This window comes from Mameliella sp. CS4 (assembly GCF_019392335.1).
Lineage (GTDB): Bacteria > Pseudomonadota > Alphaproteobacteria > Rhodobacterales > Rhodobacteraceae > Antarctobacter.
In genome coordinates, this window is sequence record NZ_JAHXRQ010000015.1 from 17153 (window position 1) to 41641 (window position 24489).

At 63.9% G+C, this 24489-nt stretch carries 23 protein-coding genes and 1 tRNA gene; 19 read left to right on the top strand and 5 right to left on the bottom strand.

From position 1 onward, the window contains the following. Window positions 1-160: 160 nt before the first annotated feature. From KZZ07_RS17170 to KZZ07_RS17230, 13 genes are all read left to right on the top strand, one after another. Window positions 161-1825: an aromatic/alkene/methane monooxygenase hydroxylase/oxygenase subunit alpha gene (locus tag KZZ07_RS17170; RefSeq protein ID WP_219516041.1), complete on the top strand. Its 1665-nt coding sequence runs from the start codon at window positions 161-163 to the stop codon at window positions 1823-1825. Window positions 1826-1913: 88 nt separating this feature from the next. After that, window positions 1914-2972, top strand: a complete 1059-nt coding sequence (locus tag KZZ07_RS17175) for a 2Fe-2S iron-sulfur cluster-binding protein (RefSeq protein WP_219516042.1) — start codon at window positions 1914-1916, stop codon at window positions 2970-2972. Window positions 2973-3025: 53 nt separating this feature from the next. After that, the gene (locus KZZ07_RS17180; protein ID WP_219516043.1) at window positions 3026-4090 is read left to right on the top strand and encodes an aromatic/alkene monooxygenase hydroxylase subunit beta; all 1065 of its coding nucleotides are present in this window, start codon (window positions 3026-3028) and stop codon (window positions 4088-4090) included. A gap of 25 nt (window positions 4091-4115) precedes the next feature. Further along, a complete protein-coding gene (locus tag KZZ07_RS17185) occupies window positions 4116-4490 on the top strand; it encodes an MmoB/DmpM family protein (protein WP_219516044.1) in 375 nt (124 codons plus the stop codon). An 82-nt stretch (window positions 4491-4572) separates the two neighbouring features. Continuing rightward, window positions 4573-5595, top strand: a complete 1023-nt coding sequence (locus KZZ07_RS17190; protein WP_219516046.1) for an amidohydrolase family protein — start codon at window positions 4573-4575, stop codon at window positions 5593-5595. A 5-nt stretch (window positions 5596-5600) separates the two neighbouring features. Beyond that, the gene (locus tag KZZ07_RS17195) at window positions 5601-6404 is read left to right on the top strand and encodes an iron-sulfur cluster assembly protein (RefSeq protein WP_219516047.1); all 804 of its coding nucleotides are present in this window, start codon (window positions 5601-5603) and stop codon (window positions 6402-6404) included. A gap of 66 nt (window positions 6405-6470) precedes the next feature. Continuing rightward, window positions 6471-8102, top strand: a complete 1632-nt coding sequence (locus tag KZZ07_RS17200) for a molecular chaperone GroEL (protein ID WP_219516048.1) — start codon at window positions 6471-6473, stop codon at window positions 8100-8102. A 68-nt stretch (window positions 8103-8170) separates the two neighbouring features. Further along, the gene (locus KZZ07_RS17205; RefSeq protein ID WP_219516049.1) at window positions 8171-9214 is read left to right on the top strand and encodes an NAD(P)-dependent alcohol dehydrogenase; all 1044 of its coding nucleotides are present in this window, start codon (window positions 8171-8173) and stop codon (window positions 9212-9214) included. Window positions 9215-9335: 121 nt separating this feature from the next. Next, complete coding sequence (locus KZZ07_RS17210) at window positions 9336-9731, top strand: VOC family protein (protein WP_219516050.1); 396 nt, start codon at window positions 9336-9338, stop codon at window positions 9729-9731. A gap of 26 nt (window positions 9732-9757) precedes the next feature. Next, window positions 9758-10282, top strand: coding sequence for a twin-arginine translocation signal domain-containing protein (locus KZZ07_RS17215; protein WP_219516051.1), 525 nt, complete (start codon window positions 9758-9760; stop codon window positions 10280-10282). A gap of 13 nt (window positions 10283-10295) precedes the next feature. Further along, window positions 10296-11867, top strand: coding sequence for a GMC family oxidoreductase (locus KZZ07_RS17220; protein WP_219516052.1), 1572 nt, complete (start codon window positions 10296-10298; stop codon window positions 11865-11867). Window positions 11868-11974: 107 nt separating this feature from the next. Beyond that, window positions 11975-14176: a catalase/peroxidase HPI gene (gene katG / locus KZZ07_RS17225; protein ID WP_219516143.1), complete on the top strand. Its 2202-nt coding sequence runs from the start codon at window positions 11975-11977 to the stop codon at window positions 14174-14176. A gap of 59 nt (window positions 14177-14235) precedes the next feature. After that, window positions 14236-14724, top strand: coding sequence for a hypothetical protein (locus KZZ07_RS17230; RefSeq protein ID WP_219516054.1), 489 nt, complete (start codon window positions 14236-14238; stop codon window positions 14722-14724). Between the two features lie 340 nt (window positions 14725-15064). Here the strand turns inward: KZZ07_RS17230 and KZZ07_RS17235 are convergent. Next, window positions 15065-15138, bottom strand: a tRNA-Cys gene (locus KZZ07_RS17235). 172 nt (window positions 15139-15310) lie between these two features. Between KZZ07_RS17235 and KZZ07_RS17240 the strand changes: the two genes are divergently transcribed. From KZZ07_RS17240 to KZZ07_RS17250, 3 genes are all read left to right on the top strand, one after another. After that, window positions 15311-15964, top strand: a complete 654-nt coding sequence (locus KZZ07_RS17240; protein WP_219516055.1) for a protein-L-isoaspartate O-methyltransferase family protein — start codon at window positions 15311-15313, stop codon at window positions 15962-15964. 100 nt (window positions 15965-16064) lie between these two features. After that, a complete protein-coding gene (locus tag KZZ07_RS17245; protein ID WP_367181439.1) occupies window positions 16065-17435 on the top strand; it encodes a TolC family outer membrane protein in 1371 nt (456 codons plus the stop codon). A 73-nt stretch (window positions 17436-17508) separates the two neighbouring features. Further along, window positions 17509-18741: a hypothetical protein gene (locus tag KZZ07_RS17250; RefSeq protein ID WP_219516056.1), complete on the top strand. Its 1233-nt coding sequence runs from the start codon at window positions 17509-17511 to the stop codon at window positions 18739-18741. 121 nt (window positions 18742-18862) lie between these two features. Here KZZ07_RS17250 and KZZ07_RS17255 read toward each other — a convergent pair whose 3' ends face one another. Continuing rightward, window positions 18863-19183: a DUF6280 family protein gene (locus KZZ07_RS17255; protein ID WP_043146277.1), complete on the bottom strand. Its 321-nt coding sequence runs from the start codon at window positions 19181-19183 to the stop codon at window positions 18863-18865. A gap of 215 nt (window positions 19184-19398) precedes the next feature. On the opposite strand from KZZ07_RS17255, the gene efp reads away from it, so the two are divergent. Both efp and KZZ07_RS17265 read left to right on the top strand, forming a co-directional pair. Then, window positions 19399-19962 (top strand): elongation factor P, encoded by a 564-nt coding sequence (gene efp, locus KZZ07_RS17260; RefSeq protein WP_219516057.1) that lies wholly within the window; start codon window positions 19399-19401, stop codon window positions 19960-19962. Window positions 19963-20055: 93 nt separating this feature from the next. Continuing rightward, window positions 20056-20532, top strand: a complete 477-nt coding sequence (locus tag KZZ07_RS17265) for a GNAT family N-acetyltransferase (protein ID WP_219516058.1) — start codon at window positions 20056-20058, stop codon at window positions 20530-20532. Here the strand turns inward: KZZ07_RS17265 and KZZ07_RS17270 are convergent. Continuing rightward, the gene (locus KZZ07_RS17270) at window positions 20517-21317 is read right to left on the bottom strand and encodes a fructosamine kinase family protein (RefSeq protein WP_219516059.1); all 801 of its coding nucleotides are present in this window, start codon (window positions 21315-21317) and stop codon (window positions 20517-20519) included. The two genes, KZZ07_RS17265 and KZZ07_RS17270, sit on opposite strands and share 16 nt — an antisense overlap. Continuing rightward, on the bottom strand, window positions 21314-22051 hold the full coding sequence (gene ygfZ, locus KZZ07_RS17275; protein ID WP_219516060.1) for a CAF17-like 4Fe-4S cluster assembly/insertion protein YgfZ: 738 nt from the start codon (window positions 22049-22051) through the stop codon (window positions 21314-21316). Before ygfZ ends, KZZ07_RS17270 begins: the two co-directional genes overlap by 4 nt. Window positions 22052-22111: 60 nt before the next feature. Between ygfZ and KZZ07_RS17280 the strand changes: the two genes are divergently transcribed. Further along, on the top strand, window positions 22112-22789 hold the full coding sequence (locus tag KZZ07_RS17280; protein WP_219516061.1) for a TIGR04283 family arsenosugar biosynthesis glycosyltransferase: 678 nt from the start codon (window positions 22112-22114) through the stop codon (window positions 22787-22789). A gap of 9 nt (window positions 22790-22798) precedes the next feature. Here KZZ07_RS17280 and KZZ07_RS17285 read toward each other — a convergent pair whose 3' ends face one another. Then, window positions 22799-24469: an ABC transporter ATP-binding protein gene (locus KZZ07_RS17285; protein WP_219516145.1), complete on the bottom strand. Its 1671-nt coding sequence runs from the start codon at window positions 24467-24469 to the stop codon at window positions 22799-22801. Window positions 24470-24489: the final 20 nt, after the last annotated feature.

Genomic DNA, 24489 nt, shown 5'->3' on the forward strand with positions numbered 1-24489 from the left:
GCCGGATACAGGCCGGAGGCGCTGACGGAAGACCGGACTTTCCAACCTTTGCCGTGATCCGCGCCGGACGCTTTGCCGTCCGGCCAATGAACCGGCGACGCATGTCGCCTGAAACAGCGGTCGGACTACCGGCCGCAGAGCTTGAAAGGAGGCTCATGGCATGACTTTGACGTTGAACAAAATCACGTCTCAGCGTGGCATTTCGGTCGGGGAGGCCACCAAGAAGATCTCGGATCTCGGGTGGAACCCCACGTATGTCCAGGAGGCCAACACCTTCCCCACGGACTACAAGATCACCAAAGCCCCGCGTGACCCGATGAAACAGGTCCTTCGTTCCTACTTCCCGATGGAAGAGGAAAAGGACAACCGGGTGTACGGCGCGCTCGACGCCGCCCTGCGCGGCGACATGTTCCGCAACGTGGAACCGCGCTGGATCGAGTGGATGAAGCTGTTCCTGGCCATCATCCCCTTCCCGGAAATCTCGGCCGCGCGTTCGATGGCGATGGTCGCACGGCTGTCGCCGGGCGAGGATCTACGGACCGGCTTTACCATGCAGATGGTTGATGAATTCCGTCACTCCACGATTCAGATGAACCTGAAGAAGTGGTACATGGAGAACTACATCGACCCGGCGGGCTTCGACATCACCGAAGAGGCCTTTGGCAAGTGCTACGCAACCACCATCGGTCGCCAGTTCGGCGAAGGGTTCATCACCGGCGACACCATGACCGCCGCCTGCATGTACCTGACGGTGGTTGCCGAGACTGCGTTCACCAACACGCTCTTCGTGGCCATGCCGTCCGAAGCCGCCCGTAACGGCGACTACGCGCTGCCCACGGTGTTCCTGTCGGTGCAGTCGGACGAAAGCCGCCACATCGGCAACGGTCACTCGCTGCTGATGGCCGCGCTCAAAGAGCCGGAAAACCACCTGCTTCTGGAACGCGACCTGCGGTACGCCTTCTGGCAGAACCACGCGATCGTCGACGCCGCCATCGGTACCTTCATCGAATACGGCACCACCAACCGCGACAAGGAAAAGGAATCCTACGCGGAGATGTGGCACCGGTGGATCTTTGAAGACTACTACCGGACCTACATGCTGCCGCTCGAAAAGTACGGTGTGAAGATCCACCACGACGACGTCCAGGAAGCCTGGAAGCGGATCACCGAAAAGAACTACGTGCACAAGGTCGCACAGTTCTTCACCGTCGGCTGGCCGGTCAACTTCTGGCGCATCGAGGCCCAGACCGAGAAGGACTTCGAGTGGTTCGAGCACAAGTACCCGGGCTGGTACGCCGAATTCGGCGAGTTCTGGAAGTGGCATGCGAAGCTCAGCACGCCGGGTGAGAAGGTGATCACCTTCAACGAGGACGTGGGCTATGTCTATCCGCATCGCTGCTGGTCCTGCCTGGTGCCTTGCCTGATCCGCGAGGACATGGTCGTCGACGAGATCGACGGGCAGCTTCACACCTTCGCCCACGAACTGGACCGCTGGACGGCCGTCGAGGCCTTCGCGGACGAGTACCAGGGCCGGCCGACCCCGGCGATGGGCAAGTTCTCGGGCAAGCGCGAGTGGGAGTCGATGTACGACGGTTGGGACCTGGCCGACGCCATCAAGGATCTCAACTTCGTCCGCGAAGACGGCGAGACCCTGGTTCCGCAGCCGCACCTGCGCTTCGACGACAAGGACATGTGGAAGCTGGAGCACGTCCGCGGCAACACCCTTGCTTCGCCGCTCAACGCCCTGCGTGCCATGTCGCCGGCAGAGCGTGACGCCCACATCGCGGAATACCGCGCGGGCTTCACCATCAATCCCTGCAACTGACGCAGAACAACCGGGAAGGCCGCGCGCGGCCTTCCCCACCAGACCCGACGCCCGAAACGGGGCGTGAGAAGGATCAGGGAGAAGAAAGATGACGGACGTCCACACAGTCCGACTGGAACCAGTTGGCGTGGAATTCGAGGTCGAGGAGAACGAGACCATCCTCGACGCGGCCTTTCGCCAGGGCATTGCCTTGCCGCATGGTTGCAAGGAAGGACAGTGCTCGGCCTGCAAATGCGTCCAACTGGACGGCGAGACCGAGATGCTGAAATACTCGACCTTCGCGCTCAACGACATGGAAAAGGACAGCGGGCACGTCCTGATGTGCCGCACCCTGGCCTGGAGCGACGTCGAGATCGAACTGCTGAATTATGACGAGGAGGTGCTTGCGAAGTCGATCCCGGTCAAGACGTTCACCGGCAAGATTACCGACTTTGAAAAGCTGACCCACGACATTCGTGGCGTCCAGATCGAACTGGATGCGCCTTTGAAATTCTGGGCGGGCCAATATGTCGACATCACGGTCAGGACCGAAGCGGGGGAGGAGATTACACGCTCGTTCTCCATGGCAAATCCGCCGAGCGAAACCCAAAAACTCTCCTTCATCATCAAGAAATACCCCGACGGACGGTTCTCCAACGAACTCGACGACGGCGGAATCAAGGCAGGCGCCGAAGTCTCCGTCGAAGGACCCTACGGGATGTGCTTCCGACGCGAAGAACGGCAAGGACCCGTAGTGCTGGTCGGGGCCGGGTCCGGCATGTCGCCGGTCTGGTCGATCCTCAACGATCACGTGACAAGCGGCGAGGACCGCCCGGTCTATTTCTTCTACGGGGCCCGCTCGCAGTCGGACTTGTTCAAGCTGGACGAGATCGGCGCGCTGACCGACGCGCACCCGGGCGTCGAATTCATTCCCGTGCTCAGCCACGAGGAAGAGGGCAACGGCTGGGCCGGTGAGCGCGGCTTTGTCCACGAATGTGTCGACCGGAAGCTCAAGGAACTGGGGATCGACGGCGAAGGCGATGTCTATGCCTGTGGTCCGCCCCCGATGATCGACGCGCTGACGCCGGTCCTGTTCATGCACGACTTCGATACGGACCGCATCTTCTACGACAAGTTCACGCCCACTTCCGGTTCTTCGGGCCACTGATACCGGCCCGAACGCAAGTGACGCGAACGTAAAACCAGACAAGGGAGGCTACTATGGTAGCAACATCAAGCTCGGTTGGATCCGGGGCAGCAGGCGCAGCCGTTTTCGTCGGCTCGAAGAGCCGCAAGTACAACTACTTTGAACCGCGCGGCAAGCGGGCGACCCACTACGAGGACGTCACCGTCGACGTCCAGCCCGATCCCGAACGCTATCTGATCCAGGACTGGATCATCGAATTCGAGGGCGGCAAGGGCGGCGGTGCCTACCGCAAGGACAGCACCGCGGCGCTGTCGTCGAACTGGCACGCTTTCCGTGCCCCCGACCAGGAGTGGGAGCGCACCCACTACCAGCGCCAGGCCAAGATCGAGACCATGGTGCAGAGCGTGATCTCGAACGCCCGCAAGGCCGGCGCGCCCGCGGCCTTCGACAAGGTCTGGACCAAGATCCTGCAAAAGCATCTGGGCGCGTGGAAACACGCGGAATTCGGCCTTGGCACCTCGCTGATGCAGGCGCAGCGCTACGGCTACACCCAGATGATCAACAACGCCACGTTGACCAACTCGTCCTACAAGATGCGCCTGACCCAGGACATCACCCTGTACCTCGCCGAGATCGGCATGGAGATCGAGGGCTGGGACGACACGCTGGGCAAGAAGACCTGGCTGGAAGACCCGATCTGGCAGCCCTGCCGCGAGGCGGTCGAGACGATCATGGGCTGCGAGGACTACCTCGAGCAGTATTTCGCCATCAATATCGTCTTTGAACCGCTGGTGGGCGAACTGTTCCGGTCCGGCTTCCTGATGCAGGCGGCGGCGGCGAACAACGACTTCATCACGCCTCCGGTGATCTCGGCGGCAGAGGCCGACTACGAACGCAACCTCGCGAACACGGTCGACCTGATCTACCTGCTGGCCAACGACGAACAGCACGCCGCCCACAACAAGGCGCTGTTCCAGTCCTGGCTGAAAAAGCATGGCGCCCTGGCCGACAAGGCCGCCGCCGCGCTGCAGCCGATCTGGTCGCAGCCGCATTCCAAGCCCGTCTCCTTCGAGGACGTGAAAGCCGTGTCGCAGGAGCGCATCGGCCAGATCCTCGGGGAACTCGGCCTCAGCCGCTAATCGCAACACAAGAAGGAAAAGACTGATGTCAAACGTAGCGCGTGACGCGACAAAGCAGAACATCTTCAAGTCGATGAAGGACATCGACCTGACCTCGCGCGAGATCTCGCACCAGTGCGGTGTCACCATGAACGACAGTGTCGAGGCCCGCGCCATCGCCGAGTTCATGGAAGAGAACGACCCCAAGGTGACGATCACCTACAACCCGGCGACCATCCGGATCGACGGCGAAGGCAAGCTGATCTTCAAGATGAGCGAGATCACCGAGTTCCTGGGTCGCGAGATGACCGCCGAGACCTTCGAGGTCAACACCTCCACCCACTATGGCCGCATGGTCCGGGTCGATGACGACACCGTCATCCTCTTCGGCGACATGAACGAGGTCATGGAATACATTTGAGGGCTTTGCCCTGATCGGGGGCCGGGCCTGAACCGGCCCCCTGACACCCCAGCCAATCCGACAGAATTCCAGGGAGGATCTCATGTACAAGACACCGGACGGCAAGGAAATCTTCGTTCTCGACGGCCACACCCATTTCTGGGACGGCAGCCCCGAGAACCAGGCCAACGTGCATGGCAAGCAGTTCATCGAATGTTTCTATGCCTACCATACCAACCTCAGCCCGCAGGAAGAGTTGTGGGAAAAGCCCCGCTTCGAGAAATACTCGGAGGACGACATCTACCGCGATCTCTTTGTCGACGGGCCGGACGACATGGCGATCATCCAGTCGACCTACCTGCGTGACTTCTACAAGAACGGCTTTTCCTCGATCGAGCGCAGTTCCTCGATGGCGTCGCGCCATCCCGAACGCTTCATCGTGAACGGGTCCTTCGATCCGCGCGACGGCGAGAAGGCGCTGGAGTACATCCACTACATGAAGGAGGAATTCGATATCACCGGTGTGAAGATGTATACCGCCGAGTGGAACGGAAACTCCAAGGGCTGGGCGCTGAACGATCCCGATGCCTACAAGTGCTTCGAACTGTGCGAAAAGCTGGGCATCAAGAACATCCACGTCCACAAGGGACCGACCATCATCCCGCTGTCCAAGGACGCCTTCAGCGTCGATGACGTGGACTATGCGGCCACCGATTTCCAGAACCTCAACTGGATCGTCGAACACTGCGGCCTGCCTCGGCTGGACGACTTCTGCTGGATCGCCGTGCAGGAAACCAACGTCTACGCCGGTCTTGCCGTGGCGCTGCCCTTCATCCATGCCCGCCCGCGTTACTTCGCCGAGGTCATGGCCGAACTGCTGTTCTGGGTCGGCGAGGACAAGATCCTCTTCGGGTCCGACTACGCGATCTGGACTCCGAAATGGCTGGTCGAGAAGTTCTGGAACTTCCAGATCCCCGACGACATCGCCGAAGAGCGCGGCGTTCAGCTGACCGACGAGATCAAGGAAAAGATCCTGGGCCTGAACGCGGCGCGGATCTACGGCATCGACGTCGAGGCCAAGAAGGCGCAGCTGGCCGGTGCCCCGGTTCAGATCGCGGCGGAGTAAGGCCCATGCTGACGGACATCATCAAGGCCGACCTCGAGTGCGAGCTCTGGGAAAGCCTTGAGGCGGTGACCGATCCGGAGCTCGACGAACCCATCACCGACATGGGGTTCGTCGAGCGTGCCGAGGTCATCGGCTCCAAGCGCGTCGAGGTCGAGTTCCGGTTGCCAACCTACTGGTGCTCGCCCAACTTTGCCTTCCTCATGGCCTTCGGCATTCGCGCAGAAGTCTGTGCGCTGCCCTGGGTCCAGGAGGTGCAGGTCACGCTGAACGACCATTGCTTCGGCGACGAGGTCAACGAGGGCGTGAACAGCGGCAAGCCGTTCGAAGAGGTCTTTGCGCAATACTGCGATGGCGCGAACCTGGCAGAGGTGGTCGACACCTTCCGTGCCAAGGCCTTTGACCGGCGTCAGGAGGTCATGCTGCTGGCCCTGCAGGCCCAGGGGATGACCGAGGCAGAGATCGTCTCGCTGACGCTGGCGGCCTTCGACCGCATCACCATGCATGGCGAAGAAGAAGAGCGGCAGAAGCCGCGCTATCGTGACCTGCTGCTTGACCAGGGATTGGCGGAAAACCCGGAGGATCTGGCTTTTCCGACCTGGGACGGGCAGGCCATCGAGGCGCAGGAACTGGCGACGCATCTGGTGCGGCTGAAAGGCACGCGGATCAACATGGAATTCAACGGCGCATTGTGCCGTGGGCTGGCAACGACCCGCTACAAGGAGGTCGAGATCGGCCCCGAGGGACCGACGCTGGTGGATTTCATCGCGGGTCGCGTACCGCCGCGAGAGGACCACGCCACCCGGCGCTGACCGACTGAAAACACGAGAGAAATCAGGGAGACGCCCACGGACCCCCGTGCGGCGAAGGAGGAAGACATGGCCAAATTGCTTGTACACGGAAATTTCGCCCGCAAGGCGCTGGCACGCGGTGTTGCGCGCCTGGCGGCGGCGGTGGAGCCGACGCTGGGACCCAAGGGTCTGAACGCGATGGTGGACCGCCCCGTCGGGACCCCGCTGATCACCCGTGACGGGGTTTCGATCGCGTCCGAGATCGAGCTGACCGACCGTTTCGAGAACATGGGCGCGCAGGTGGTGCGCGAGGTCTCGATGCAGACCAACGAGGTTGCCGGTGACGGCACCACGACCGCCATCGTGCTGGCCAACGCGCTGATCCAGAAGGGCGTGGCGATGACCGACAGCGGCGCCAAGCCGGTGGACCTGTGCAAGGGCATCGACATGGCGGTGCAGCGCATCGTGGACGAGATCGACGAGACATCGCGCGATTGCGACGAACACCCCGAATACCTGGAGGCCGTGGCGCGGGTTTCCGCAACGGACCCCGATCTTGGCGATCTGGTCGCAGAGGCCTGGCGCCGGGTGGGCCGCGAGGGCGTCATTTCCGCCGATTTCGGCGTCACCATCGACACAACGATGGAAGTGATGGAAGGCATGTCCTTCGAGCGCGGCTACATCTCGCACCACATGGTCACGGACCGCGAGCACATGGAGGCGGTGCTGCGTAACCCGCTGATCCTGATGACGGATCAGAAGATCCTGCAGCCTTCGATCCTGGACAAGGCGATCGAGATCGCCGAGGGCGAAGGTCGCCCGCTGGCGATCATCGCAGAGGAAATCGCCCCCGAGGTGGTCATCCGCCTGCTGGAGAACGGCGGCGCGGGCAAGTTCCTGATCGTGCATCCGCCGGAATACGGCCATTGGCGCACCGCCATGATGGATGATCTGGCCATCATCACCGGCGGCGAAGTGCTGTCGCGTGACCTGGGCAAGAAGCTGGAGAACGTGACCCTGGCGCAGCTGGGCGGGGCCGAAATGGTGCGCGCGTCCTCCACGTCGACCAGTGTCCTGCGCGGCGAGGGCGATCACGCCGCGGTCGTCGCCCGCCGCAACCAGGTGCAACGCATGTACGAGGTGGCACCGCCCAACATCGAGCAGGACAAGCTGCGCGAGCGGCTGGCCAAGCTTTCGGGCGGCAGCGCGATCATCTACGCGGGCGGGTTCACCCCGGTCGAGCAGAAGCGCAAGATCCAGCTGATCGAGGACGCGCTCTGCGCGGTGCGTGCCGCAGCCGAGGACGGCGTTGTCGCTGGGGGCGGCACGGCGCTGGCGCAGGCCGCGCCGGTTCTGGAAAACCTCTCGGCCATCGGGGATATCGGCAAAGGGATCGAGCTTGTCCGCTCTGTCCTGACCCAGCCCGTGCGGCGCATCGCGGCGAACGCGGGGGCCGATCCCGAAACCGTGGCCGACACGGTGACCGGCGGCGCGAAGGGCCACGGCTACAACGCGGCCACCGGGGCCTTCGGCGACATGTACGAAGACGGGATCATTGATCCTGCGCGCGTGCCGGCCTCGGCCCTGGTGAATGCGGCCTCTGTCGCGACCCTCATCCTGACCACAGAGACGCTGGTGGGTGATCTCGACGAAGGCGAGGCCGACCCGACCGAGGGCCCGGCTCTGGGCGGTGGTGCCGAACTGCTCGGCCGTCCCTAACCCTGTCACGCGGCGCGCCGGGCCGGACCCGACGCGCCGCCACATCCCGCAGATCAGGAGACAAGACCATGAAGGCTGCAAGACTTTACGACTACGACCCCGCGATGAACGTGGAGCTGAAGATTGAAGATGTTCCTCCCCCCACAATCACAGCCCCTGACGAGGTGGTCGTCAAGGTCGGTGCGGCGGGTCTCTGCCGTACCGACCTCCATATCATCGAGGGAGTCTGGAAGGACATCATGGACACCCAGGGCACCCTTCTGCCCTATGTCATGGGCCATGAGAACGCCGGCTGGGTCGAGGACGTGGGCAGTGCCGTCACCTCGGTGAAACCCGGCGACGCGGTGATCTGCCACCCGTTCCAGAGCTGCGGCATCTGCCTGAACTGCCGTTACGGGCATGACATGTACTGCGATCACGGTACCTTTCCGGGGCTGGGGATCGACGGCGGGTTTGCCGAGTACTTCAAGACCTCGGAAAGCTCTCTGATCAAGCTGAACACCGGGATCACGCCACTGTCGGTGGCGCCGATGGCCGATGCCGGGATCACCGCCTACCGCGCGGCGAAAAAGGCGGCGCGGCTGTCCTATCCCGGGTCCTGGACCGTCCTTCTGGGCATCGGCGGGCTGGGCCATATCGCGCTGCAATGCCTCAAGCACATCAGCGGCGGTCGTGTGATCGCGGTGGACCGCGAACCGGCGGCGCAGAAACTGGCCAAGGATCTGGGTGCCGATGTCGTGCTGGACGGCGGTCCCGACCTGATCGAACAGGTCAAGGACATCACCGGCGGCGGCGCCCATGTGGTGATCGACTTTGTCGGTGAGCTGGGCGTCGAGAACATCTGCTGGAAGCTGCTCCGCCAGGGCGGCGAGCTGATCATGGTCGGCTATGGCGGCAAGATCGAGATCCCGACGCTGGATCTGGTGGCCAACGAAATCAAGATCGGCGGCAGCCTGGTGGGTGACTACATCGAGTTGGTCGAACTGATGGAGTTGAACGCCGACGGCAAGGTGATGATGCACCAGACCGAATACAAGCTGGCGAACATCAACCAGGCCATCGACGATTTCAAGAACCGCCGCTTTACCGGGCGCGGTGTGATCGTTCCCTGAGGTTACTCCCCGACCGTCTTCCCCCTGTGCCGCAAGGCGCGGGGTGGGGCGGTCCTGCCCTGCGGCGTCCTCCCCACGGCCACGCCGCAGGGCCCCTTATACCCAAATACCGAGGACAGACATGGCCAAGGCAATTCATTCCATGATCCGCGTGCTGGACGCGGACCGCTCTATCGCCTTTTACCGCGAGGCATTCGGGCTGGAGGTGGCACAGCGCGTCGATTTCGAGGGGTTCTCGCTGATCTACCTGTCCAACGACGAGACCGGTTTCGAACTGGAACTGACCGTCAACGCGGGCGCAACCGACCCCTATGACCTGGGCAATGGCTATGGCCACCTGGCTTTCAGCGTCGAGGACGTCGAGGCCGAACACGCGCGCTTCACCGCTGCCGGTCTCTCGCCGCGCAAACTGGTCAGCTTTGACTACGACGGCAAGCCCTTCGCCCGCTTCTTCTTCGTGGCCGATCCCGACGGCTACCAGATCGAAGTGCTTCAGCGCGGCGGCCGTTTCCAGTGACCCGCATCCAAGGAGGAGGAGAGACGATGTCCAACACAATGAAAACCCTGACACGCCGCCAGTTGCTGTCGCAAAGCGCGGCGCTTGGCGCCAGCTTTGCCATCGGCGCGGGCTTTGTCGCCGGTCGGGCAGAGGCCGAGAACTGGGCGATGGAGGTGGATCACCTGGCGCCCGGGACGATGGCGGTGCTGATCCAGATGGCGCGGGATATCTACCCGCATGACCAGGTGGCCGATCGGTTCTACGCGCTGGCGGTCAAGGGCTATGACACCGCCGAGGCCGCTCCGGCCATCGAGGCGGGTGTCGCCATGCTGAACGAGGCGGCGCAGGCCACGGGGCATTCCGGCTACCTCGACATCGGCTGGGAACGCGACCGTGTCGCGGTACTGCGCGGCATCGAGGACAGCGCCTTTTTCCAGCAGGTCCGCGGCGGGCTTGTGACCGGGCTTTATAACCAGAAGGCCGTCTGGCCGATCTTCGGCTACGAGGGCGAGAGCTACTCCGAAGGCGGCTACCTGTATCGCGGTTTCGACGACATCAACTGGCTTTGAGGGGGCAAGAGCAATGACTGCACCATTTGACCTGACCGACGACGGGGTTGTCGTCATCATCGGCACCGGCGCGGGCGGCGGCGTCCTGGCCAATGAACTGGCCCAGAAGGGCGTGTCCGTCGTCGCGCTGGAAGCGGGCGGGCGCTATCTGCCGGACGATTACATCAACGATGAATGGGCCAGCTTTGGCCAGCTGGCCTGGACCGACCCGCGCACCACCTCCGGCGACTGGCGGGTGGCCAAGGATTTCAGCGGCTTACCCGCATGGATCGTCAAGGCGGTCGGCGGCACCACGACCCATTGGGCGGGGGCCAGCCTGCGGTTCCAGGACCATGAGTGGAAGGCAAAAACCACCTATGGCGAGGTGGCGGGGGCCAACCTGCTGGATTGGCCGATCGATCCGCGCGAGATGGACGATTACTACACCAAGGCCGAGGACAAGCTGGGTGTGACCCGCACCAATGGCCGCGCGGGTCTGCCGGGCAACAACAACTTCAAGGTCTTTGAAAAGGGCGCGCGCGCTCTGGGCTATGAAGAGGTCCACACCGGGCGCATGGCGATCAACTCGGCCGAAAATGACGGCCGGATGGCCTGCCAGCAAACGGGTTTCTGTTTTCAGGGCTGCAAGTGGGGGGCCAAGTGGTCCTCGGCCTATACGGACATCCCGCGCGGCGAGGCGACCGGCAACCTCGAAGTGCGCGAGAACTGCCACGCGGCGCGTATCCTGCATGACGACGACGGCAAGGTGACCGGGGTCGAGTATTTCGACGCGGACGGCAATCTGCAGCTGCAGAAGGCGCGGGTTGTCTGCGTCGCGGGCAACTCTTTCGAAAGCCCGCGGCTGCTGCTCAACTCGGCCTCGTCGATGTTCCCGGACGGGCTGGCCAACAGTTCGGGGCAGGTGGGGCGCAACTATATGCGGCACACCACTGGATCGGTCTACGCGGTCTTTGACCAGCCGGTGCGGATGTGGCGCGGCACCACGATGGCCGGCATCATCCAGGACGAGGCACGCCACGATCCCTCGCGCGGGTTTGTCGGCGGGTATGAGCTGGAGACGCTCTCGCTGGGTCTGCCCTTCATGGCGGCCTTCCTCGATCCGGGCGCCTGGGGGCGCGAGTTCACCACCGCTTTGGACCACTACGAGAACATGGCCGGCATGTGGATCGTGGGCGAGGACATGCCACAGGAAACAAACCGCGTGACCCTGAACAGCGACGTGAAGGACGCCAACGGCCTGCCGGTGGTCAACGTCCATTTCGATGACCACGCCAACGACATCGCGATGCGCGACCATGCCTACAAGCAGGGCATGGCGATCTACGACGCGGTGGGCGCGACACGGGTCTTCCCGACGCCGCCCTATCCGTCGACGCATAACCTGGGCACCAACCGGATGTCGGCCAATGCGCAGGACGGGGTCGTGAATGCACATGGCCAGTCGCATGACATTGCCAATCTCTTTGTCTCGGATGGCAGCCAGTTCACCACCGGCGCGTCGGAAAACCCGACGCTGACCATCGTGGCGCTGGCGATCCGGCAGGCGGATTTCATCGCTGCTGAGATGGGCCGGCAGAACATCTGATCGCAGGCGACCACGGTTTCGGCGGCCCGCGCAGAGTGGGCCGCCGCGACGTCACCCGGGCACGCGGGGGCGGCAAAGCAACAGAATTCCGAACGAGGGAGAAAATGATGGACGGAAACGACATGCGTCAGGCGGGGCAGTGCCCCGTGATGCACGGGGCAACCAACGTGGCGGGCACGGGCAACAGGGAATGGTGGCCGAACCAGCTCAACCTGTCGATCCTGCACCAGCATCAGCCCGTGGCCGACCCGGCGCCCGAGGGCTTTGACTATGCCGAAGCGTTTAAGGCGCTGGACCTAGATGCGGTCAAGGCGGACCTGACCGCGCTGATGACCGACAGCAAGGATTGGTGGCCCGCAGATTATGGCCACTACGGTCCTTTCTTCATCCGCATGGCCTGGCACAGCGCGGGCACCTACCGCACGGCGGACGGGCGCGGTGGCGCCTCGACCGGGACGCAACGCTTTGCACCGCTGAACTCCTGGCCCGACAATGGCAACCTGGACAAGGCGCGCCGCCTGCTCTGGCCGATCAAGGAAAAATACGGCAACGCGATTTCCTGGGCCGACCTGATGATCCTGGCCGGAAACGTCGCCATCGAGAGCATGGGTGGCCGCACCTTCGGTTTCGCTGGCGGGCGCGAGGATGTCTGGGCGCCCGAAGAGGACATTTATTGGGGGGCAGAGACCGAGTGGTTGGGCGACAGCCGCTATTCCGGTGACCGCGATCTGGCGAACCCGCTGGCCGCCGTGCAGATGGGGCTGATCTACGTCAACCCCGAAGGGCCGAACGGCAATCCCGATCCGCTCGCCTCGGGCCGCGATATCCGCGACACTTTTGGCCGGATGGCGATGGATGACGAGGAAACCGTGGCACTGGTCGCGGGCGGGCACACCTTTGGCAAGGCGCATGGCGCGGGTGATCCCGCACTTGTGGGCGCGGAACCCGAGGCCGCCGCCCTGCAGGAAATGGGCTTTGGCTGGAAGAACGCGCACAAGAGCGGAAAGGGCGTGGACACCACGACCTCGGGGATCGAGGGGCCGTGGACGGCGAACCCGACACAATGGGACAACGGATATTTCGATGTTCTTTTCGGCTATGACTGGGAACTGACCAAGAGCCCGGCAGGTGCCCACATCTGGCACGCCAAGGGGCTGGCGGACGAGGACCACGCGCCGCAGGTCGATGCCTCGGTCGCCAAGGTGCCGGTGATGATGACCACCGCTGACATGGCCATGCGCATGGACCCGATCTATGGTCCGATTTCCAAGCGGTTCCACGAGAACCCCGAGGATTTTGCCGAGGCTTTTGCGCGCGCCTGGTTCAAGTTGACCCACCGCGACATGGGACCGAAGGCCTGCTACCTGGGCAAGGAAGTCCCTGCCGAGGACCTGATCTGGCAGGACCCGGTGCCGCCGGTGGATCACGTCCTGATCGACCACGACGATATCGCCAATCTGAAGGAACAGATCCTCGGCTCGGGCCTGTCGGTGGCCGATCTGGTCTGGACGGCCTGGGCCTCGGCTTCGACCTTCCGCCGCTCGGACAAGCGCGGCGGCGCCAATGGGGCGCGTATCCGCCTTGCCCCGCAGAAGGACTGGGAGGCGAACGAACCGGCCCGGCTGTCCCGCGTGCTGGAGGTTCTTGACGGCATTCGCACCGCATTCAACCGGGGCGCGTCCGGGGGCAAGATGGTTTCGCTTGCCGACCTGATCGTTCTGGGCGGGACTGCCGCCATCGAAAAGGCGGCCCGTGACGGTGGGCGTGACGTTCGTGTGCCCTTTACGCCGGGCCGCACCGATGCCAGCGCAGACCAGACCGACGCGGCATCGTTCGAACCGATGGAACCGGCCACGGACGGGTTCCGCAACTACGAGAAGACCGCCTTTACCTACCCGGCAGAGGCGCTTCTGGTGGACAGGGCGCAGCTGCTGGGGCTGAGCGCGCCGGAAATGACCGTGCTTGTCGGCGGGCTTCGCGTGCTGGGCGCGACTTACCAGTCCTCGGATACCGGCGTTCTGACGGACCGCCCGGGCGTGCTGGGCAATGACTTCTTCCGCAACATCCTGGACATGACCACCGAGTGGTTGCCGGTCGATACGTCGGAACGGGTGTTCGAAGGCTGCGACCGTGCGAGCGGGGCGAAGAAATGGACCGGGTCGCGCGTGGATCTTGTCTTTGGCTCGAACTCGCAGCTGAGGGCGCTGAGCGAATACTACGCCAGCGGCGGCAACGAGGATCACTTCGTCGCCGATTTTATCGCCGCCTGGGTGAAGGTCATGAACGCGGATCGTTTCGACCTGGCCTGAGGCATAAAAAGGGGGACCGGCCAGTGTGTCGGTCCCCCGACACAGAGGGAGGACCACCGATGGATATCTTTTCAAAGCGCGACGGCCCACGTCCCGAGGACGTCAAGGCCAGGAAACTGTTGCAGGACAACGCTGGCACCATTCGGCGGCTGGCCGACACGATCAGCAACGGCGGCTTCACCAAGATGAAGCAGGACCAGGCCCGCCGCCGCGAAGAGCCAAAGCCCGAAGGACTGATGATCCACGATCTCAAGGCGCCTTCGAAAAGCGAGGTGCCAGAGCCCTACGTCAAGGTCAGCCTGAACAACCGCGTGGTGCTGGCGGACAAGTCCAACGGGCGCCAATTGCAGATGCTGGGAGAGATCCGGGGCAATTCCTTTTCCCGTCGCTTTGTCCTGGCGACCTCGGAAAACGGCTTTTTCTCACCCATCGATGATGAGACGCGTGCCATCATCGGGGCATTGGACAACCAGGAAATCGGGGGCGCAATGACCGAAAAGGCGCTGGCCCGAAAACTGACAGAGCTGCTCGGGCTGGAGGCGGGATAGAGGCGCACATCGGGGTTCGCCGCCGCGCGGATTCCGCAGGCCCCGCTACGTACTCCCGGACTTTGCCGCGCAGCTATTGGGGGCCGTATCGGTGCGCAGGACTGTGATGTTCGTAGCTTTTGCTACAATGCGGCCTGCGAGCTGGTCGAGGCAGGCTGCGGCGGTGACCTGGTGGCATCCGTGACGGGCCAAAGCCTGGCGATGGTCCTGCACTACACCAAGAAGGTGCGCCAGAAGGTCAGGGCGATTGAAGCGCAGAGAATGAGAGCGGAATAAAAGCAAAATCTTTGGCCGGCAGTATCCTGCCGCCTGTCTGTTTGTCTAAGTGATTGAAAGTAAATGGAGGCGAGTACCGGAATCGAACCGGTGTACACGGATTTGCAATCCGCTGCGTCACCACTCCGCCAACTCGCCAGAGTGGCCGTCTGATTAGGCGGTACGGTCGTGGGCGTCAAGCAGATATCTCAAACGATCTCCCGGCGGGTCATGCGGTCACATTCGCAAAGTTTGGTGGCTTGGGTCATTGCCGCTACACGGCAGTTGTGGCACAACCTTTCTCAAGCTTCTGAACGAAAGAGTTTAGTGCATGACTGACTTCGCCACCCGCCGCCGGATGATGGTCGATACACAGGTACGCCCGTCGGACGTCACGGAATTCCCGATCATCGACGCAATGTTGAGCGTCCCGCGTGAGGCCTTTGTGCCCAGCGACCGTATCGAGGCCGCCTATGCCAGCGAGCATGTGGACCTCGGGGAGGGACGTGTCCTGCTGGATCCGCGTGTCTTTGCCAAGATCCTGGATGCGCTGAACCTGACCAATGCGGATCTCGTTCTGGATATCGGCGCGGGCTACGGCTACTCCTCTGCCGTCATCGCGCATATCGCCGAGGCTGTCGTCGCGCTCGAAGAGGATGAAAGCCTCGTCGATGAGGCTCAGGCGCTGCTGACGGAACACCATGCGGACAATGTCGTATTGCAGCCCGGTGCTCTCACCGAAGGTGCCGCGGAACACGGGCCCTACGACGCTATCGTGATCGAAGGCGGCGTCGAGGTTCTGCCCGAGGGGCTGGAGGCGCAGCTCAAGGATGGGGGGCGCATCGCGGTCATCTCCATGGAAAACGCGTTGGGCACGGTGAAGATCGGGCACAAGCTGGACGGCCATATCAACTGGCGCTTTGCCTTCAACGGCACGGCGCCCGTTATTCAGGGTTTTGAGAAAAAGGCTGAATTCGCTCTCTAGTCTGGATGGGCGGATCGGTCGGGGTTGACGGACAGTGGGGATAACGGTGCTGGGCAGGATTCGCAGAACATTTTTTCAGGGCGCTGCGGGCATCGCGCTGGTGGCGGCCTTGGCAACACCTTCCTGGGCCGAAACGCTCGCAGAAGCGCTGACTGCGGCCTACATGAACAGCGGGCTGCTGGATCAGAACCGGGCCACCCTGCGTGCCGCGGACGAGGATGTCGCCCAGGCCTTGGCCGAACTGCGCCCGGTGCTGCGCTGGACCGGAAACATCCGCCGCGAATATGGCTACAGTGGTGGTACAAATACCTTCGGCGTCTTTGTGGAAAGCGGTCGGATCAACCAGACCGCCAGCATCAACCTGATCGCCGAAATCGTTCTGTATGCCGGGGGCCGCAACAAGCTGGGCCTCGACGCCGCCAAGGAACAGGTTCTGGCAACCCGCGCACAACTGGTCGCGATCGAACAGCAGGTGCTGCTGCGCGCCGCCGCGGCCTTCATGAACATTCGCCGTTTTGGCGAGACCACGGCTTTGCGTCAGAACAACGTGCGCGTGATCCAGCAGGAATTGCGCGCCGCCCGTGACCGTTTCGATGTGGGCGAGGTGACGCGGACCGACGTGGCCCTGGCCGAGGCACGCCTGGCACAGGCCCGTGCCGCGCTGGCCGCCGCGCAGGGGGATCTGATCGTCGCAGGTGAGGAGTATCTCGCCGCCGTCGGGGTCAAGCCGCGCAACCTGGTCAACCCGCGGTCGCTGCCCAAGTTGCCCGCCAGCGTGGCAGAGGCCAAGAAACAGGCGCTGTACCAGCACCCGGAGCTGATTGCCCAACAACATGCGGTCACCGCCTCGGAGCTGGCCATCCTGATCGCCAAGGGCGCAAAGAAACCCACGGTCAGCCTCGAAGGCAGTTATGGGGTCACCGAGAATTTCGACAATTCCGCTTATTCGCACGGCGGTTCGATCACCCTGGGGGCCAGCGGCCCGATCTATTCCGGTGGGGCGCTCGACTCGGCCGAACGTCAGGCCGTGGCCAACCGGGATGCGCAGCGCGGTCGCCTGCATGTGGTTCTGTCCGAGATCGAACAGAACGTCGGTCAGGCCTATGCAAACCTGCGGGTCGCCCGCGCCAACCGCACCTCCTTCGAAGAGCAGGTGCGTGCGGCCACCGTCGCCTTCCGTGGCGTGCGGGAAGAGGCCAAGCTGGGGGCGCGGACAACGCTGGACGTGCTTGATGCCGAACAGGAACTGCTTGACGCCCGTGCCAGCCTTGTCGGGGCGCAGGTGGACGAGGCCATCGCCTCGTATCAGGTGCTGTCGTCTCTGGGCTTGCTGACCGCCGAGGCGCTGCACCTGGATGTGCCCTCGTTCGACCCGTCGGCCTATTACAACCTGGTCAAGAAAGCGCCGCGCAACCGGTCGAAACAGGGGGCCGAGCTGGACCGTGTCCTGAAGGCGCTGGGAAAAGAGTAGTTTTTTTCGCATCTGTTGTGTGCAGTCCCGCTTTGCAGGTACACTCTGCCCTGAGGCAAGAGTGGCAGGAACAATGTCAAATTCCGTAACGAACGTCGAAATAGAGGACGTGCTGTCCTCGATCCGCCGCTTGGTGTCCGAAGAGGGCCGACCGCACCATGGCGCAACGCCTCAGGCGGCAGAGCGTCTGGTCCTGTCGCCCGCGCTGCGCGTACCGGAGGACGAGGAAGATCCTCAGCCCGATCCCCCGATGATGCTGATGGATGCGGCGGATCTGCCCGACGATCAGGATGAGGCACGCGCGCCCGTGGCGACGCTGGTGCTCGGGCAGGACGATGCGGCCGAGGACTTGCCCGAAGTGGCGGACTGGGCAGAGACCCGTATCGCGGAACCGGCGGATGCCGTGCCGACGGTCGACCTGTCCGAGGCGCCCGACGACGTGGTCGAGACTGTCTTGACCGATCTGCCCGACGACCCGGTGCCAGAGGACCTCGCAGAAGCGGAACAGATCGCGGCGCTGCGGGCCAGCCTGACCAATCTCCGGGATCACGATGAGGCCGAAGAGGCAGGGGAGGCACCCGGCCTGGCCGCCGATTACACCGATTGGACAGAAGACGGCGAGCCGCTGGACCTCGACGACGTCCTTGCCACCGAAGAGGCGGACGCCGGTGAAGATACGCTGGAACGCAAGATCGCCACGCTTGAGGCGATGCTGCAGCGCCAGTCGCAGGGCTGGACGCCGGCAAACGATGATGACCCGTCGGATGAGGATGTTGCGCTCGAGGATGTCATTCCGGACTCCGGGCCCGAGGAGGATGAGACGCCGGAAACCGACAGCGTGATCGAGGAGTTGATTGCCGCCGCCGCGCTGGAGACTGTCACCGAGGAGTTCGGCGAACCGGTGGCCGACAAAACCGAAGACCCTGCTGCCGACGCCGGGCTGTCATCGGGTGACCCGTCAGAGACGCCGATTGAGACCTCGGATGCCGAAGACCCGCAGGCAAAACCGGCTTTTGTTCGTCATGCAGAGACGGCAGAGACGCTGGATTGGGAAGATCACACGCCGGATGAACCTTCGGCGGATGCAATGACCGATGCCGACGTGCCCCGCGCCGACACGTCGCTCGCCGAGACGACGGAACAAGCCGCATTGGCGGAATTGAGCGAGGAAGCGCTGCAAGGCATGGTCGCCGATATCGTTCGGCGGGAATTGCAGGGCGCATTGGGAGAGCGGATCACCCGCAATGTGCGCAAACTGGTCCGGCGTGAAATTCACCGCGTCATGATGAACCAGGACTTCGACTGACGCCGGCATCCGGGCGGCGGAGCCTTCTAAAAGTTCACGCAACGTCATCCATGCTCCCATGAAAAAACGCGCCCCTTGAAGGGCGCGTCAGTTCATAGGTCTTTGAATGGTCTCGGGCCGGTCAGGCGGCTTCGGCCTGCTGCGCCGCATGGCGGCGCTCGCTTTCTTCACGCGACAGGGCAACAGAGGTGCGGACACCTTTGCCCACAAATTCCATCAGTCCCGAAACCACGCGTTCATTGGGGTCGATCCCGGCGCAGGACAGCACTTCGCGGCCATCGCGGGAGCGCGCCCAGCGGGCGATCTGTTCAGGGCCATTGCCGTACTTCTTGTCGTCGGCGATAGCATCGTCCAGTGCAGCCAGCACCACGGCGGCGAACAGCTTGCGGGCGCGGTTGCCTTGCTCTGCGTTGAACGCTGTGCTGTCAACGAAATCCTTCATGTTTCGACCTTTGATTATTGCTCTTGTGTTTTCTGGCGTAACGGGGGTTATGGACCATTCGTTCCGATTCGGATACCCCGATTTGGCATAGCTCCCATGCGCCTCTTGCATGGCTTTCTGCAGGTGCAGCACGAGATACGTTGTCTTGCCAGACGCTAACAGGCCAGATATAGGAACCGTCAACTTATCATCAACCTTTTGCCACGGTTCTGACCATGCCCAAGATCAACGGTAACGAAATCCGCCCCGGCAACGTGCTGGAACATAACGACGGTCTATGGGTCGCGGTCAAAGTCGACCACGTCAAACCCGGCAAGGGCGGCGCCTTTGCCCAGGTCGAGATGAAGAACCTGCGCAATGGGTCCAAGCTGAACGAACGCTTCCGCAGCGCGGACAAGGTCGAGCGCGTGCGCCTGGAACAGAAGGACATGCAATTCCTCTACGAGAGTGACGGCATGCTGACCTTCATGGACACCGAGACATTCGATCAGGTCGAACTGCCCGCGGACATCCTTGGCGAACGCCGCCCCTTCCTGCAGGATGGCATGACCATCGTCGTGGAATTCTACGACACCGAGGCGCTGAACGCGACGCTGCCGCAAAAGGTGGTCTGCAAGATCGCCGAGACAGAGCCGGTGGTCAAAGGACAGACCGCGGCCAACAGCTTCAAGCCCGCCGTGCTGGACAATGGTGTGCGCATCACCGTGCCGCCCTTCGTCGGGCAGGACGAGGATATCGTCGTGAACACCGAAACGATGGAGTATTCCGAGCGCGCCTGACCTCGGGGCCCGCGCGCACATACCCCCGAAACTGCCGGGGGTGACATATCGATGACGAAAGGGCCTCCGGCGCAATGCCAGGAGGCTTTTTTCATGATCGACACCGCAAGCGACAGGGACATTCCCGCGTTGGCAGAGATGCTGTTCGCGCTCAATGCCCACCATGCCACCGACCTGCCGGGACGGTTCCACACCGAGGGGCCGCAGGGTGACCTGCAGGGGTTTTTCGCGGACAAGATGGCCGAAGGCGCCCGGGCGCTGGTCTACCGGACAGAGGGCGTCGCGCGCGCCTACCTGCTGTGGCAGGTGATCGACCAGCCCGCGACCGCGCTGGAACATGCCCGCAAACTGGCCCTGCTGGATCATATCTATGTCGCGCCGATCTGGCGGCACCGAGGGCTGGCCCGCCGTCTGATCGCCCGGTTCGAGGCCGAGAGCGCGGCGCTGGGCTGTACCTCGTGGGTGACCCGCGTCCATGCCTTCAACGAAGCCAGTGCCGGGATGATGCAGGAGGCGGGGGCCAGTCTGGCGGTACAGGTCTTCGAAAAGCCGATTCAGGACCCCAGTTGATCCAGCAATCCCTCGACCAGGCCGCGATAGCCCGCGCCGAACAGGGACAGGTGCACCAGCGCGGGCCAGAGCTGGTAGACCGGTCGGCGTGTCTCGCGACCCGGGTCGCAGGCGCTGTATCCGGTCCAGAAAGCCGCGTCTGGCCGCCCGAAAAGCTCCAGCATGGTAAGGTCGACCTCGCCATGCCCGTGATAGCAGGCGGGGTCGATCAGGTAGGCTTGGTCGCCGGAAAAGAGCGCATTGCCGGTCCAGAGATCCCCGTGCAAGAGAGCGGGGGCAGGGGTCTTGGGCAGATGCTCTGGCAGGCGCGCGGCCAGCGCCTCGATGCGCCGTGCCAGCGGGGCGGGCAGATCGGGCACGAAGGGCATCAGCCTGCGGTCGGCCCAGAACGCGGGCCAGCTGTCACCGGGCGCGTTGTCGATCCGAACCTTCCCAAAGGCATAGTCCGCGCCCCAGCCATAGCGCGGCGCCTGTGTGGCGTGCAGCCGGGACAGAGCAACGCCCAGGGCGTGCCAGCCCTCTGGCGTGGGCCGCGTTTCCTCCAGCCATTCGAGGCACAGCAGATCGTCCCCGGCCCAGATCACCCGGGGCACAGCCGCCCCTGTTGCCCGCATGGCGGTCAGCATTCGGGCCTCGGTGCCCACCAGCGCCCCCAGCTTGACCGCCACCCGACGCCCATCCGCCAGGTCGGCCCTGAACACCTGCGAGAGGTCGCCGCCCTGCACGGGCATGGCACTGGCAACCCCGGCCCCCAGCGCCTGCGCGATGCGGGCCTGCCAGGTCATTGCGCCAGGCGCACCACGGCATCCCCGGCCCGCATGTCATCCTTGGCCCGATCGAACCGAAGATAGGCGATGCCACGCCCCTCGGCTTGGGTGTAAAGTGTCCCGGCGGTTTTCTCGCCGGCCATGATCTCGGTGCCCACGGGCGCGGAGCCCTCGACCTCGACCGTGACCAGCCCCTTGCGCAGTTCGGTCTTGTGCTTCATCCGCGCGGTGACTTCCTGGCCCACGAAACATCCCTTGCGGAAATCGACCCCGTGCAGTCGTTCGAACCCGGCTTCGAGGATGAAGGTATCTGGCGTCAGCTCGACACCGGTCCTGGGCACGCAGGCGGCCACGCGCAGGGCTTCCCAGTCCGCCGTTTCGCCCGCCTGTCCGGCATAGCCCCGCCAGCCAAGCGAGGGGTGGCGGGGATCGGCAAATGCGCCCTCCGGCGGCTCTCCGATGCCCCGGCTGACGGTCAGGTCGGTTTCCTCGATCTCCAGCGGGCGGCGCAGCTTGTACATGGTCAGCCGCTGCAGGACCGAGGGCGCCTGGTCCGCGTCCAGATCCAGCAGCACGTTCTCACCCTCGGGCACCATGAAGAAATCGGCCAGGTACTTGCCCTGTGGCGTCAGCAGGGCGGTATAGACCATCCCCCGGTCCAGCCCGGAGACATCGTTTGTCACCAATCCCTGAAGGAAGTCGCGTGCCTCGGCGCCGCGCACCCGCAGGAGCTTTCGCTTTTCGTCTGCCATTCGCTTTTCCTTTTGCCTTTGGGTCGCATATAGGCGCCTAGGCAACAAGCGAACAGGCCAATGCGTGCACCGATTTCCATTGTGATCCCCACCCTCGACGCCGATGGTGGCCTGCCGGCCTGTCTGGGCTGTCTTGGAGAAGGGTTGCACGCCGGGCTGATCCGCGAACTTGTGATCAGCGACGGTGGCTCTGGCGATGCGACCCTGCGCATCGCGGAACAGGCGGGCGCGCGGATCGTGACCGGCGCGCCTTCGCGCGGGGGGCAGATCGGGCGCGGAATCGCAACGGCAGAGGCCGACTGGCTGCTTGTTCTCCATGCCGACACCCACCTGGCAGAGGGGTGGGCGCAGGCGGTACTGCCCGTGCTGACGCAGCCCGGCGCCTGGCACTTCAGGCTGCGGTTCGATGCGAACGGACTCATGCCGCGCTGGGTTGCGGGCTGGGCCAACCTGCGGTCGCGGTTGTTTCGCCTGCCCTATGGCGACCAGGGTTTGCTGATCCACCGCGACGTGTTGGAGGCGGTCGGCGGCTATCCGGACCTGCCCCTGATGGAGGATGTGGCCCTGGCCCGGCGCCTGAAACGTCGCCTGCGCGCCTTGCCCGCGACCGCCGTGACCTCGGCCGAGAAATACCGCCGCCAGGGCTGGTTGCGGCGCGGGGCGTACAACCTTGGCACGCTGGCGCGCTATTTCGCGGGGGGCGATGTGGCCCGGCTGGCGCGACGTTACCGGCGGTAGGCGAAAGGCTTACTCTGCCTCGTCGAACTGCAGGCGGTAGAGATCGGCATAGGCGCCGCCCCGGGCAATCAGCTCATCGTGGGTGCCCGTCTCGACGACCCGGCCCGCTTCCATGACAACGATCCGGTCGGCGTTGCGCACGGTCGACAGCCGGTGTGCGATCACCAGCGTCGTGCGCCCCTCGGACAGGCGTTCCAATGCCGCCTGCACCACGGCCTCGGACTGGGCGTCCAGCGCGCTTGTCGCCTCGTCCAGAAGCAGCACGGGCGTGTCACGCAGCAAGGCCCGGGCGATGGCGACACGCTGGCGCTGGCCACCGGACAGGCGAGAACCGCGCGTGCCGACCTGTGTGTCCAGCCCCGCTTCCAGCCGCGGCAGGAAGTCCGAGACATGCGCCGCATCCAGGGCCTGCTGCAGGTCCGCCTCGGGCACCTCGCGGTCCAGGACGATGTTGTCGCGCAGGCTTTCGTCGAAAAGCAGCGCCTCCTGGCTGACGACAGAGATCATGCCGCGCAGATCCGCTAGCCGCAGGGAGGCCACCGGCACGCCACCTATTTCCACCGCGCCCGCCTGCGGGTCGGCCATGCGTGTCAGCAGGTTGAAGACCGTCGATTTCCCCGCACCGGAGGCCCCGACCAGCGCCGTGGTCTGCCCCGGCGCCGCCTCAAGCGTCATGCCGCGCAAAACCTGCGCCTCGCCATAGCTGAGGTCCACGTCCCGCAGGGTGATCCCGGGCACGCCGACGGGCCGGGGCAGGGGGCTGTCCGGGTCGCGCATGGCGGGCTGCGTGTTCAGCATCTCGATGATCCGCTCGATCGAGGCGGCGGCCACCTGCCAGACGCCGGACACGGCACCGAGGCGACGCAGGGGTTCAAACGCCAGGCCGATGGCCGTGAAGAAGGCCATGAAATCGCCTACGGTCTTTTCGCCGGCCAGGATCTCTCCGCCGCCGAACCACAGCACGCCGACAAAGCCGATCCCCGACATCAGGTCTATCAACCCGGGCAGAGAGGCCTGCCCGGCGGCGCTGCGTGTCTCGACCCGGATGCGGGCCCGCGTCAGGTGGCGGTATTTCCCCGCCATCCAGCCTTCCAGCCGGTTGAGCTTGACCGGTGTGATGCCGTGAAAGACCTCGTTCAGACGGGTCGACAGGCGCGCGGCGATATCGCGGACCTCGCGCGCGTTCCCTCGCACGAACCGTTGCAGCAGCACCGAGGGAAAGACCAGAAGCGGTGCGCCGATCAGTGCGACCAGCGTCCAGCGCCAGTCGATCGCCAACGCCACGCCGAACAGCGAGATCAGCGCGACGACGTCGCGGCCAGCGCCGGTGACCAGCGTGCTCCAGACCTTGGCAATCGCGTTCACGTCGCCTTCGACCCGCTGGATCAGGTAGCCCGGTCCGTGTTCCTGGTGAAACCCGGGATCCAGCCGCATCAGGTGTTCCAGCAGGTCCTGCCGAATGTCGCCCATCGACATCTGCGAGACCCGAGTCAGCAGCACCTTCTGCACCACGCTGGCCACGGCCCGCACGAAAAAGATCGCCATGACCGCCAGTCCGACCCAGACCAGCGCATCCGAATTGCCGCCGACAAAGACATCGTCGAACATCGGCTTCATCATGTAGCTGAGCAGGCCGAACATGCTGCCTTCGATGGACATGAAAACCATCGCCAGCGCCATCAGCCCGGCGTAGCGTTTCA